10 protein-coding genes are annotated in these 13307 nt (G+C 65.6%); 8 read left to right on the forward strand and 2 right to left on the reverse strand.

From position 1 onward, the window contains the following. Positions 1 to 3: 3 nt before the first annotated feature. Positions 4 to 1098 (reverse strand): efflux RND transporter periplasmic adaptor subunit, encoded by a 1095-nt coding sequence (locus AC1Q6Z_RS08005; RefSeq protein WP_492647358.1) that lies wholly within the window; start codon positions 1096 to 1098, stop codon positions 4 to 6. 505 nt (positions 1099 to 1603) lie between these two features. On the opposite strand from AC1Q6Z_RS08005, the gene AC1Q6Z_RS08010 reads away from it, so the two are divergent. The 8 genes from AC1Q6Z_RS08010 (at position 1604) to AC1Q6Z_RS08045 (ending at position 9975) form a co-directional block, all read left to right on the forward strand. Beyond that, positions 1604 to 2869: a BtaA family protein gene (locus tag AC1Q6Z_RS08010; RefSeq protein WP_492647359.1), complete on the forward strand. Its 1266-nt coding sequence runs from the start codon at positions 1604 to 1606 to the stop codon at positions 2867 to 2869. Between the two features lie 5 nt (positions 2870 to 2874). Further along, positions 2875 to 3534 carry a class I SAM-dependent methyltransferase gene (locus AC1Q6Z_RS08015; protein WP_492647360.1) on the forward strand — a complete coding sequence of 220 codons (660 nt, stop codon included), beginning with the start codon at positions 2875 to 2877 and terminating at the stop codon, positions 3532 to 3534. A gap of 121 nt (positions 3535 to 3655) precedes the next feature. Next, a complete protein-coding gene (locus AC1Q6Z_RS08020; protein ID WP_492647361.1) occupies positions 3656 to 5131 on the forward strand; it encodes an NAD-dependent succinate-semialdehyde dehydrogenase in 1476 nt (491 codons plus the stop codon). A gap of 107 nt (positions 5132 to 5238) precedes the next feature. Then, the gene (locus AC1Q6Z_RS08025; protein WP_492647362.1) at positions 5239 to 6993 is read left to right on the forward strand and encodes an alkaline phosphatase; all 1755 of its coding nucleotides are present in this window, start codon (positions 5239 to 5241) and stop codon (positions 6991 to 6993) included. Between the two features lie 75 nt (positions 6994 to 7068). Next, a complete protein-coding gene (locus tag AC1Q6Z_RS08030; RefSeq protein ID WP_256114570.1) occupies positions 7069 to 7533 on the forward strand; it encodes a hypothetical protein in 465 nt (154 codons plus the stop codon). A gap of 2 nt (positions 7534 to 7535) precedes the next feature. Beyond that, the gene (locus tag AC1Q6Z_RS08035; protein WP_492647843.1) at positions 7536 to 8222 is read left to right on the forward strand and encodes an ABC transporter ATP-binding protein; all 687 of its coding nucleotides are present in this window, start codon (positions 7536 to 7538) and stop codon (positions 8220 to 8222) included. Next, positions 8219 to 9484: an ABC transporter permease gene (locus tag AC1Q6Z_RS08040; protein ID WP_492647363.1), complete on the forward strand. Its 1266-nt coding sequence runs from the start codon at positions 8219 to 8221 to the stop codon at positions 9482 to 9484. The genes AC1Q6Z_RS08035 and AC1Q6Z_RS08040 overlap by 4 nt, the downstream gene beginning before the upstream one ends. A gap of 281 nt (positions 9485 to 9765) precedes the next feature. Beyond that, the gene (locus AC1Q6Z_RS08045; protein WP_435264905.1) at positions 9766 to 9975 is read left to right on the forward strand and encodes a hypothetical protein; all 210 of its coding nucleotides are present in this window, start codon (positions 9766 to 9768) and stop codon (positions 9973 to 9975) included. Between the two features lie 108 nt (positions 9976 to 10083). Here AC1Q6Z_RS08045 and AC1Q6Z_RS08050 read toward each other — a convergent pair whose 3' ends face one another. Further along, entirely contained in the window at positions 10084 to 13227 is a 3144-nt protein-coding gene (locus tag AC1Q6Z_RS08050; RefSeq protein WP_492647364.1) for a CHAT domain-containing protein, read from the reverse strand. Positions 13228 to 13307 lie beyond the last annotated feature (80 nt).

A 13307-nucleotide genomic window follows, 5' to 3' on the forward strand; every position in this document is an offset into this window, starting at 1 on the left:
GGCTTACAGCCCCTCGACGACGACGGGCATGTCGGCCTCGAGCGCCGGCAGCGGCGCGGAGACGACGATTTCGCCGGCTTCAAGCCCCGACACTTCCACGAGGCTGCGATCCGTCCAGGCCGTGCCGAGCTGCACCGGCTGGCGGCGTAGCACGCCGTCCTGCACCTTCAGCACGAAGCTGCCCGCCTGGTCGGTGCGGATCGCCGAATTTGGCAGCGCGATGATATTCTTGCGCTCGTCGACCTTCAGGATGCCGGTCGTGAACATGCCGCCCTTGAGGATACCGTCGTCATTATCGATCGCCAGAAACACCCGGACCGCGCGCGAGCCCGCGACAGCCGTCGGCGAGATTCGTGTGACCTTGCCGGAGAAGGTCCGGTCGGGAAAACCCTCGACGTTCAGTTCGACGGGCTGGCCGATGCTCACCATCGGGATGCGGCTGGTCGGTACGCCGGCATCGACCTCCATCTTGCTGAGGTCGACGATGGTCATGAGCTCGGTGTTGAGCCCGACCGTCTGGTCCTGCTCGACCGGGCGCGAGGCGATCACGCCGTCGAAGGCAGCGCGGACCTCGGCATTGGCGAGGTCGCGCTCGGCATCCGCGATCTCGGCCTGCTTCGACCGGATCTGCGCCTGGAGGTTGGCGACATTCGCCTGGGCTTCGAGCTGAGCGGCCTCCGAGGAGGCGCCGCGCTCGCCGAGAGCGGCCGTGCGTCGCTGGACGGATTCGGCAAGCTCAAGCTGCGCGCGCATCGCCTCCGCCGAGGCCTGGCGAACGGTCAACGTGGATTCTAGCGCCATCTTGTCGAAGCGGATGAGCAGGTCGCCCGCCTTCACCACGTCGCCGACCTTGACCGGCAGCTCGACGATCGTCGAGGCGACCCGCGCGGCAAGCGTCGAGCGGCGGATCGGGGTGAGCGAGCCGGCAATGCGGACTTCGCTTGCGATATCATGCGGTTCGACCTTGGTGATGTCGACCTGCGCGAGCTCCATCGTCGGCTTCGCAGCCTCCTGCGCCTGTGCCGCTCCCGCAGCGATCCATCCCGCCAGGCAGGCGATGCGGATTGCGCTTGACCAGGACAGTCTGCGGACGGGCATGGAGTTTTCTGAGTTGTGGATGGTGCGCTCGCTCATGAAATCCGTCTTGCTTTAGAGTTTTTGCCCGCAACAGGCCTAGGCATGGGGCAGATCGCGTCCCGTATTAAGGGCCGCACATTGCCGTAACATTGTAAAATCAATCAGTCCGGCCTTGTAGAAACGTCGATCGTGTCGGGACTGGGGCATCGCCTCGCCGCCTGCACATTTTTTCGGCGGCCGACAACTGCCGCTCGCGGAAGTTGATCCTTCGCGACCGTCGGGCATCAGCGCCCGCGCGGCCCTGTGGACATCCTCGCCGGATGTCATGCGCGTGTCATGGCGATCTGTTGAAACGCTGCCCCATGCCATCAGGCGATTGTGACGACTCAAACAAGGGGCTCAGCGCATCGATTGCGCGGTCTCGATCATCGTCCTTCCCCGCAGGAGGCATGAGCACTTCGCCGCCTTCCGGTCCTGCCGCGGCGACGGGTGATGACGGACACTCCAGCGTAGGAAACGTGCCCAGATGATCGAGACAATCGCCCCCACCGCCACCTCACCGGCCCCGGCCCTCAAGGGTGGCGTCGGCAAGCGCCTCAACCGCGCCGTTCGCCGCAATCCGCTGCTCTCGCCCTCGGGCATGTCCGAATATGTCTTCTCGCGACTGTTCCGCAATCTCGTCTATGCGCAGATCTGGGAAGACCCGGACGTCGACATGGCCGCGCTCAGGATCGAACCGGGCAACAGCATCGTCACCATCGCGTCCGGCGGCTGCAACGCCTTGTCCTATCTCGTCGCCGACCCGGCCCGCATCGAAGCGGTGGATCTCAATCCGGCCCACGTCGCCTTCAACCGCCTGAAGTTCGCAGCCGCAGCGCACCTGCCGGACTACGAGACCTTCTACCGCTTCTACGGCCGGGGCGACGACAAGCGCAACCTCGACGCCTACCGGCTCTACCTGCGCCCGCATCTCGACGAAGAGACCCGCGATTATTGGGAAAGCCGCACCGTCACCGGACGCCGCCGCATCTCGATCTTCCACCGCCGGCTTTATCGCCACGGCCTGCTCGGCGGCTTCATCGGCCTCGGCCACAAGATGGCGCGGCTCTACGGCGCAGATCCGCGCGACCTGCTCCAGGCCCGCACGATCGAGGACCAGAAGCGCTTCTTCGACGAGACGCTGGCGCCGCTTTTCGAAAAACGGCTGATCCGCTGGGCGACGACGCGAAAGACGTCGCTGTTCGGCCTCGGCATCCCGCCGCAGCAATATGAAGCGCTTTCGGGCGCCGGCAGCGACATGGCGACGATCCTGCGCCAACGCGTCGAAAAGCTCGCCTGCGGCTTCCCGCTGTCGGAAAACTACTTTGCCTGGCAGGCCTTCGGGCGCGGTTACGGCAGCGGAGAGCTTGCGCCGCTCCCGCCCTACCTCTCCCGGCAGAATTTCGAGGCGGTGCGCAGCCGTGCCTCGCGCATTTCCATCACCAACACCTCGCTCACCGAATTCCTCGCGGCAAAGGCCCCGCAGTCCGTCGACCGCTTCATCCTGCTCGATGCGCAGGACTGGATGACCGACGCCCAGCTCAACGGCTTGTGGACTGAGATTACCCGCACGGCGACCCCCGGCGCGCGCGTCGTCTTCCGCACCGCGCCTGCCGAAAGCCTGCTGCCCGGCCGCCTCGACGAGACCCTTCTCGGCCGCTGGACCTATCACGAGGCGGAATCGCGCGCGCTGCACGACAAGGATCGCTCGTCGATCTACGGCGGCTTCCACCTCTACGAGTTCAAGGGGTGAGCGGGATGAACGCCGTTTCCGACCACGCCCTGCTGATGGACCGCATCTACCGCTGGCAGCGGCGGTTCGGCATCTACGACGCGACGCGCAAATATTACCTGCTCGGCCGCGACCCGATGCTTGCCGGCCTTCGCCCGCTGCCGAGCAGTTCCGTGCTGGAGATCGGCTGCGGCACCGGGCGCAATCTGGTGAAGGCGGCGGCGCTCTATCCGGAAAGCCGGTTCCACGGCATCGACATTTCGCAGGAGATGCTGAGCGCGGCGGAAAAGGCCGTTGCCGACGCTGGCCTGAAGGACCGGGTGCGGCTGGCGCGGGCCGACGCCGCCAGCTTCGACCCGCGAGCGCTCTTCGGCGAACAGAGCTATGACCGCATCTTCATTTCCTATGCCGTGTCGATGATCCCGCAATGGCAGAAGGTCATGGCTGAGGCCACCAATCGGCTTGCCCCCGGCGGCGAACTGCACATCGCCGATTTCGGCGACATGCGCGGCCTGCCCGGCTGGTTCCGCAAAGGCGTGACCAAGTGGCTCGGATGGCACCATGTGACGCCGCGCGACGATCTCTTCGAGATGGCCGCGGAGCTTGCCACTGCCCATGGCGGACGCAGCGAGGAGAAGCGGCTGCATCGCGGTTTTTCGTGGATCGCGATCGTCCGCAAGCGCTGAACGCGCGCCCTTTGTCACAGCGTCGGCAATCCTGCCGATGCAAGCATTGTTTGGCCCGCAATTCGCCTGTAGCTCTCGAAGAAAGGGAAGAATCGTCCCTGGATTCGAGAGGAGAAGCGAATTGGCCCTGTCACAGACCCTTATCCGGCGGCTGAAGGACCCAAAACCCTTCGAAACCATCGTAACCGCGTCCTGGCTGGTCAGTCCGGCGAGCGAGCGCACATTCGAGGTCTTCAATCCCTCGACCGGCGAATTGCTGGCGGAACTGCCCGACATGGGCGTCGCGGAAACCCGGGCTGCGATCGACCGCGCCGCCGTTGCCCAGCCCGAATGGGCGGGGCTGACCGCCCGCGACCGTTCGGACATGCTCTGGCGCTGGCACCAGTTGATCGTCCTGCACACGGATGACCTTGCCGCCATCCTGACGGCCGAGATGGGCAAGCCGCTGGCGGAGGCGAAATCCGAAGTCTCCCACGCCGCCGCCTATCTGCAATGGTATGCCGAGGAAGCCAACCGCATCTATGGCGAGACGATCGCGGCACCGTCGCTGGATCGTCGCATGCTGGTCATCAAGCAGCCGATCGGCGTGGTGGGTGCGATCACGCCGTGGAATTTCCCGGCCTCCATGGTGGCGCGCAAGATTTCGCCGGCGTTGGCGGCCGGTTGCGCCGTCGTGCTGAAGCCCGCGGAGCAGACGCCGCTGGTGGCGGGCGCCATGTTCGCGCTTGCCCATGAGGCAGGTTTTCCGCCGGGCGTGGTCAACCTGATCTATGCTTCGGAAGGCGATGCGGTCGGCCGCGAACTCTGCACCCACCCGGCCGTGCGCAAGATCAGCTTCACCGGCTCCACCGAGGTCGGCCGCCTGCTCATGCGGCAATGTTCCGACCAGGTGAAGAAGCTCAGCCTGGAGCTCGGCGGCAATGCGCCCTTCATCGTCTTCGACGACGCGGATGTCGATGCCGCCGTGGACGGCGCGATCCAGGCAAAATTCCGCAATGCCGGCCAGACCTGCGTCTCGGCGAACCGTCTCTATGTGCAATCCGGCGTTCACGACGAATTCGCCCGGAAATTCATCGAGCGGGTGCAGACGCTTTCGGTCGGCGACGGCTTTCAGCCCGATGTCGCGATCGGCCCGCTGATCGATACACGCGCGCTCGCCAAGATCGAGGGCCATGTCGCCGATGCGCTCGACAAGGGCGGCAGCGTGCGCTGCGGCGGCCGGCGGATCGACGGCGACGGCACGTTCTTCGCGCCGACCGTGCTCACCGGCATCACCCGCGACATGCGCGTGGCGCAGGAGGAAACCTTCGGGCCGCTCGCCCCCATCATCCGCTTCGACGATGCCACCCAGGTCGTGCGCGAAGCCAACGACACGATCTACGGCCTCGCCGCCTATTTCTATGCGTCCAACCTCAGCCGGGTCTGGCGGGTCGCGGAAGCCCTGGAATACGGCATGGTCGGCATCAATACCGGCCGCATGTCCTCCGAGGCGGCGCCCTTCGGCGGCATGAAACAATCCGGCATGGGCCGCGAAGGTTCGCGCCACGGACTGGAGGACTATCTGGAGATGAAATATCTCTGCATGGGCGGCATCTGAGCGGCGGCGTGTGACGAGGTAAGGGGTTTAGGACGGCTCGGTAATACGCGTGTCATGTGAGTTTCCTATGCGGAGGAGGTAACACACCGCTCAAGAGAGGCTCTCCCATGCGCAAACTCCTCCTCGCCCTGGCATCGGCTACGGTCCTCGCCGGCGCCGCCAATGCCGCGACCGTCTACCCGATCGATCGCGCCACCATCCTCGTCGGCTCCCCCTTCGACTTCAAGGTCGAGTTCGACGCCGTCGTGAAGCCGGAAGATGTGAAGGTCACCGTCAACGGCCAGGACTATGAGGCCGTCTTCGGCAAGAAGGCTGAATTCGTCGCGGAAGAAAAGGGCGCCGAGGACAAGGTTCTCGGCTCCGCGCTGACGCTGCGCGGCCTGACGATCGCCACCGCCGGCGACTACAAGGTCGAAGTGACGGCCGGCAGCGAGACAAAGTCGGTCAACTGGGACGTTTACGGCACCGCTACCGAGGCGAAGGCCAAAAACATCATCTTCCTGGTCGCCGACGGCCTGTCCGTCGCCCACCGGACAGGTGCCCGCATCATGTCCAAGGGCATGACCGAGGGCAAGGCAAACGGCCGCCTCGCCATGGATGACATCCCGCCGGTCGCCTTCATCGGCACGTCCTCGACGCACTCGATCGCCACCGACAGCGCCAACACCATGTCGGCCTACATGACCGGCCACAAGTCGCGCGTCAACGCGCTCGGCGTCTATGCCGACCGCACACCGGCAAGCCTGGACGACCCGAAGGTCGAGACGATCGCCGAGGCGCTCCGCCGCACGACGACGAAGTCAATCGGCATCGTCACCACCTCGGAAGTCGAAGACGCGACGCCGGCCGCCGTCGTCTCGCACACCCGCAAGCGCGCCGACAAGGAACAGATCGTCGGCATGCTGTTCGACGTCAAGCCGGACGTGCTGTTCGGCGGCGGCTCGGTCTATTTCCTCGGCAAGGACACGCCCGGCTCCAAGCGCAAGGACGACAAGGACTATATCGCTGAATTCAAGAATGCCGGTTACGCGCTTGCAACCGACAAGACGGAACTCGCTGCCCTCAGCGGTTCGAACCAGGATAAGCTGCTCGGTCTTTTCCATACCGCTAACCTGGACGTGACGCTCGACCGTGAATTCCTCAAGAAGGGCACCGTCGACAAGTTCCCAAACCAGCCCGGCCTCGTCGAGATGACCAAGGTCGCGCTCGACAAGCTGTCGAAGAACCCGGAAGGCTTCTTCCTCGTCGTCGAAGCCGCATCGGTCGACAAGATGAGCCATCCGCTCGACTGGGACCGCGCACTCGTCGAGACGATCGAATTCGACAAGGCCGTCGGCGTTGCCCGCGAATTCGCAGCCTCCAACCCCGACACGCTGATCGTCGTCACGGGTGACCACACCCACGGCGTCGGCATCATCGGCACGGTCGATGACGAGAAGCCGGGCGATGAAATGCGCCAGAAGGTCGGCACCTATGACGAGGCCGGCTTCCCGAACTACGAAGACAAGAACGGCGACGGTTACCCGGATCGCATCGACGTCTCGCGCCGCCTGTTCCTGTCGGCCAACAACGGCCCGGACCACTACGAGACCTTCCGTCCGAAGCTCGACGGCCCGTTCGTTCCGGCCGTGCAGAACGAGGCGAAGGAATATGTCGCCAACGAAGCCTACAAGGACGTTCCCGGCGCGGTCTTCGTGCAGGGCAATATCCCGAAGGACGGCGACACCGGCGTGCACGCCGTCGACGACATCGTGCTCCAGGCGATCGGCCCCGGCTCGGAAGGCTTCCGCGGCTACATGGAACAGAGCGACGTCTACCGCGTGCTGGTCGACGCTTTCGCCCTCGGCGCGCCGAAGGAATAAGGGGGCTTCATCCCTTGACGGGCAGGCGGCCTCGCGCCGCCTGCCCGCATTGCCGTTGACAGAAGGAAGCATGCCATGACGGAAACGCACCCCGCATTTTTCAACAGGCGGCGAATGCTCTGCGCACTGGCGGCCCTGCCCACTCTCGCCCTCGCGCGTCCGGCCCTCGCCAGCGACACGCTCGGCTTCGGCGAGCTCTACAAGAAATTCGGTATCCTCGGCCTCGAATTCTCCGACAAGGTGAAGCGCCTTGCCGGCCAGGAAGTCACCGTCAAGGGCTTCATGGCCCCGCCCCTGAAGGCGGAAGCGGACTTCTTCGTGCTGACGGAAATCCCGATGTCGCTCTGCCCGTTCTGCTCGTCGGATGCCGACTGGCCGGACAATATCCTCGTCGTCTACCTCGCGCGCAAACAGACCTTCGTGCAGTTCAATGCGCCGATCGAGGCGCAGGGCGTGCTCGAATACGGCTCGTGGATCGATCCGGATACCGGCTTCGTCAGCCAGTTGCGCCTGCGCGAAGCTGCGTTCAACACGGCATGAGCATGCTTGAACTCGATATTTCCGGCCTGGAGATGCGCTTTCGCGGCCTCGATGCGCCGGTGCTGGCGATCGACCGGCTTCACCTTCCCTCCGGCGGGCGCCTCGCGATCACCGGCGCCTCCGGCTCGGGCAAGAGCACGCTGGTCAATGCCGTGACCGGGCTCGAAACCGCAACGAGCGGCACCGTGTCCTGGGGCGGCACGGATATTACCCGCCTGCCGGTCGGGCGCCGCGATGCCTTTCGCGCCGCGCATATCGGCCTCGTTATGCAGGATTTTCATCTTTTTCCCGGGCTTTCCGCCTTCGAGAACGTCGTGCTGCCGGTCCGGCTTGCCCGCCGCCTCACGCCCGCCGAGCGCGAACGCGCGCTGTTCCTGCTTGAAACCACCGGCATCGCCCGCCCCGGCCAGCATATCGAGACGCTGTCTCGCGGTGAGATGCAGCGCGTCGCGGTCGCCCGCGCGCTTCTGTCGAAGCCCGGCGCGATCGTCGCCGACGAGCCGACCGCCAGCCTCGACCGCAAGACCGGCGAAGAGGTGGCCGATCTCCTCGTGCGGCTGTCCCGCGAAGAAAAGGCGACGCTCGTCGTCGTTACCCACGATCCGGCGCTGACGGAACGGCTCGACCGGCGAATCGCGCTGGACGGCGGCCGCATCGTTGAAGACAGCGGGGAGAAAATCGCGGCATGATGAACTTCATTCTCGCAGATCTGCGCCGCTTCAAGGGCGGTGCGCTTGCGGTCATCGTGCTGATCGCGCTGTCCGTGGCGCTCAGCGTTACCGTCACGCTGCAGGAGCGCGCCGTGCGGCTCGGCAGCGCGCGTGCGGCCGAAAAGTTCGACCTCCTCGTCGGCGCCGCCGGCAGCGAGACGCAGCTTGCCCTTTCCGCCGTCTTCCTCCAGCCCTCGCCCTTGCCGCTGATGTCCGGCGCGGTGTTGTCGAAGCTTGCTGCGGATCCACGCGTCGAATTCGCCGCGCCCGTCGGCTTCGGCGATTCCGAGGCCGGCCACCCGGTCGTCGGCACGACGACGGCGCTCATCTCCGCCCTGTCGCCGAAACTTGCGGAAGGCACGCTCTTTGCGAGGCTCGGCGATGCGGTGGTCGGTTCGGATGTGCCCAAGCAACTCGGTGCCGAGATCAAGCCGATGCACGGCCTTGCCGATATCGGCGGCGAGACCCATACCGAGATCGTCTACAAGGTGAGCGGCCGCATGGCGCCTACGGGCACCGCGTGGGACCGGGCGATCCTCGTGCCGATCCGCGCCGTCTGGCAATTGCACGGCATGGCGGGCGGGCACGACCATGATCACCACCACGCCGGCGAGACGCCGGAGGCCGCCGCCGCGGAAGAGCACGATCACGAGCATGCGCCTGTCGACGCCGATGCCGCCATCGACGAGCAGTTCGACGCCGAGATGCCGGGCCTTCCCGCCGTGCTGGTCAAGCCGAAGACTATCGCCGATGCCTATCGCCTGCGCCAGGAATATCGCGGCGAGACGACGCTCGCCGTCTTTCCCGCCGAGGTGCTGACGCGCCTCTACGCCACGCTCGGCGATGCGCGCAGCCTGCTTCTCGCAATCGCCATCGGCACGCAGGTCATCGTCATCGCGGCCATCCTGCTCGTCACCATCATGCATGTCGGCGCGCGCCAGCGGCAGATCGGCGCGCTCAGGGCCTTCGGTGCGCCGCGGCGCTCGGTCGTGGCCATCGTCTGGGGCGAACTGCTCCTGCTGTTCCTCGCCGGCTTCGTGCTGGGCATCGTCATCGGCTATGCCGGCGCGCAGCTCATCTCCGCTTCGCTGACCGCCACGACTGCGGTGCGCATGCCCGTGGAATTCGCACGCGAGGATATTTCGCTCGCGGTCTGGTTCATCGCGCTGGCGATGCTGGTCTCCATCCTGCCGGCGCTCCTGACGCTGCGGCTCAGCCCGGCAAGGGCGCTCAAGGCCTGACACGTCGCCAAAGGCACGGCGTTGCAGGCTTTCGCGTCTGACGTGCACCCTATTCCGCACCGAAGACTGCGCGCGCCAGTGCGCAACGCCTGCCCGTCTCGTCCCGGGGCAAGGTCGCGCCGCACGATCCCTATTCGAGACAATTTTAATAAAAACGGCAGGTTTTCGTTCATCCTTCGCGCACCCTGTCGCCGCCCGCAATCGACGGTAGGTGGGACGTTCGCGATGGCGGGGTAATTTGGCGCCGCTCCATGACGGAGCAGCGATTCGAGGTACCATTCATGCCAATGCAGACAACCAAGCGTCTGACCAACGACCCGACACCCACCCAGCGTCTCGCACGCGCCATCAAGGATATCGACCGGCGGCTGGACTGGGTTCACCTGAACAACCAGCCGGTGCCGATCAACGCCTATCGCGCCCGGCGCATCCTGCACGGAGCACTCGCGCGCTGCCGCGAACGCACCACCATTCTCCCGCCAGCCCGCTGACGGGAGATACCGACGACCGGGTGCAATGCGCCCCAAGCCGTATCCGGTCGCGCGGGGACCCGGTTGAGCGATACGAGGCGCTCCCGGGTCTTCTCCGCCACGAATGCCTCAGTTCTCGAACAGCACGAAGGCGGCCCAGACGAGCGCGTCGCGCGCCGTCGGGATTTTCCCGTCGATGGCGTCGCGCCGCGTGTTGCGCAGCGCCTCTGCAAATGTCTGCCCGCCTTTCAGATGCTCGTAGTAGCGCACCATGAAATCCGCCGTACCGTCGTCAGCGACAGGCCAGAGCGTCAGCAGCGCGCGTTTCGCCCCTGCAAGGCTTGCGGCCGTCGGCAGGCCGCGCACGCCGCCGACGAAAGCCTCGTCGCCGCGGCCTGTTTCGCAGGCCGAGAGCACCAGCAGGTCGAGGCCGGTCAGGTCCCAGCCCATCAGCTCGAAGGCGTAGAGCCGCCCGTCCTTCTCGTCGCGGCGCATGGCGCGCTCATCGCCGGAACGCGCGAGGATGACCTCGCTCTGCCACAGCGTATCGACATTGGTGGCGCCGCCGTTCTTCGGGCTGCCATAGGCGCCGTGCGTGGCAAGATGGGCGAGCGTCGCGCCCTTCATGCGCTCGCGAAGCGCGCCTTCGCTCACCCCCGCTCCGGTCATGGTCTCGATCTTGAGGCCGGGGCCGCCGAGGACCTTGCCGATCGCCTCAACCTCGCGCAGCGTGCCCGGCAGCGGCATGGCCCCCGCCTCTTCGCCCTTCGCATAATCGATGCCGCCGGCCAGTACGACCGTGCCTTCCGCGGGCAGCGCGCGGTCCTCGACGGCGCGGTAGAGCGCTTCCGGTTCCGTCAGCAGCCGTAGCGTGAAGCGTTCTTCCAGCAACTTCCCGGCGGGGTCTTCCAGCAGGGAGAAGGGCACGGCGAACAATTGCCCGTCCGGCACGATGAACACCGTTTTCGCGCTGCTTATGTCGCCTTCGACGGGTGCGATCAGCCGGTCGTAGAGCCGCGCGAACTCGCGCTTGCTCGCCTGCACGAGCAGGCCACGCCCATCGCCACCGCTGCGATCGCGCGTCTGGAGCGCCGCGACCACCTCCTGGCCGCTCGACAGTACCTGACGCGGATCGCCGAGCGCGCGCAGCACCGGCGCTGCGCCGCCGCGCCAGACGATGGCATAGAGCCCGGAATCCGCGATCGGATCGGCGCTTTCACGGTCCGCCCGCCATTTGCGGGTCACGAAATACTGGACGAGGGCCTGGTCCTTGCCGAGCAGCTCCCCCGGCGTCGGCAGTTTCTGGTTCAGCAGCTTTTCGCGGTCCAGCTGGTAGCGCCCGACGATGCGCTCGTGCAGTTGCTGTTCCAGCGCCTTGGTGTCCGACAGATAGGCATAGGCGAGATCCTGCTCGACATCGGCGGCAAAAATCTCGCGGGCGATGCGCGACAGGCGCGTGATGCGGTCGAGCAGGCGGGCGGTCTCCGTGTCCCACTTGTCGATCATGCGGCCGAGCTTCAGCACATTGTCCGCGTCCGCCGTGGCGAGCGAAGGCCAGCGCCGGGCGGCATCCGCAAAGGCCGGAACAGCCGCGGCATCCTGTTCGGCGAAACGCGCATAGTCGTAGAGCATGCCGTCGGCCATGGCGCGCACCGCCTCGCCGACCTCCCGCCCGCCGGCGACCGACACCTGGAGATGCACCCAGCGCAGCATCTCCTCGTCGATCCCGGCAAATTCGCTCGCCGCCGTCACCTTGTCCGTGCCGGCCTTCGCCTTGGCGATCGCGATGCGCCCGGCAAAGGCCAGCGGGTGGCCCAGGCTCATCTCGCCGGCCGCAATGCTGAAGGCCTGCTGCAAGTGCTTGATCTGCTGCGCCGCATTGCCTCCCTTGGCAACATGATCCGCCATCAGATAGGCCGCCTTCATGCTGAGGATCGCCGGATAGTTGGAATCGGTGATCATCGCCTCGATGCGCCTGGCGGCCGCAGCGTCCATCGGCTTGGCGCCCGAAAGAAGGTCGGTATAGTCGATCCAGGCCTCCATGCCGGCGATCGTCACCGGGTCGCCGAGCGCCTTGGAAATATCGAGGCACAGCGCGAAATAGCGGCGCGCTTCGGCATAATTGCCGAGATCGAGATAGTTCTGCGCGGTGTTGTTGGCGCTCACCAGCGTGTTGAAATGGTTCTGGCCGTAGTGGCGGGTGCGGTTCTCCAGCACCTTGAGGTCATATTCCAGCGCGCGGGATGGCGAGCCCATGCCGCGCAGCATGTCGGCGAGATTGTTGGCAATGCGCCAGGTCACGGTGTCGTCGTCGCCGAGCGATTTCTGCGCGATCTCGTAATTGCGTCGTTCTAGGTCGATCGCCGTGCCGTATTGCCCGACATCCGACAGCGCAGTGGCGAGCTTGTCGGTGGCGTGGATCAGTTCGGGCGATTCCGTGCCGTAAAAGCGCGCATAGAGATTGGTCGCCATCGTATAGAGCGGCACGAAATGCTGCTCGTTGTCGGGCACCGCGGTGCGGAATTCCGCATAGGCAAGGTAGAAGTCCGCAAGCTCCTTCACCTCGGCGCGGATCGCCGCCGTCTGCTCGGCCGCCTGGAACAGGCCCGCCGCGTCGTCGTTGAGCCCGCTCGCCTGGAAACTGCGCCCCGCCTGCGTATAGTGCCGCAGCGTCACGGCATGCAGGTCCGTCTTCGCGGAGGCGTCGAGTGCTGCGCGCAGCCTCTTGCGGCCATCCTCCAGCCGCCCGGCTTCCAATATGCTGTAGGCCGTGCGCACCCGGGCGTCGATGTCCTGCTCGCTGTCCTTGCCATGGGCCTTGCGGATGCGCTTCTCGTAGAGCTCTACCAGTTCGTCCTGCTTGCCCGTCTGCCCGAGTCGTCCCTTGGCGTCCATCAGCAGTGAAATCAGCAGGTTGGAACGGGTTTCTTCAACCGGATCGAGCACTTTGAGAAGTGCCCGCATGCGCGGATAATATTCGGCGTCGACGCGGGCAGCGTCCCCCATGCGCATGGCGTAATCGGCGGCGGAAACGGCATAGCTCGCCGCGAGCCATGTCTCCCCCTCGGCCTTGAACGCCGCGCTTGCCGTCTCCGCCTTGCGGCGCGCGCCATCGGCGTCACCACTGTCGAAGAGCGCCTGCATCTCCGCCGCGATCACGTCGGAGCGCGCAATAGCCGCCTGCGTCGGCGCCTGCGCGAAAACGGGCGAAGCCAGGAAAACGATGAGGAGGAGGGAAACGGCGGGGCGGAGGAAACAGGAAAAGAGCTGCATGAATGGATTTCTCGGAAAATATCGAACTGCATCTAAGACGATCAACATAAAGGGCTTATTTCAAAATCAAGGCCGGGCCG

Source organism: Shinella sp. GW835-FHT14H05 (assembly GCF_058793575.1).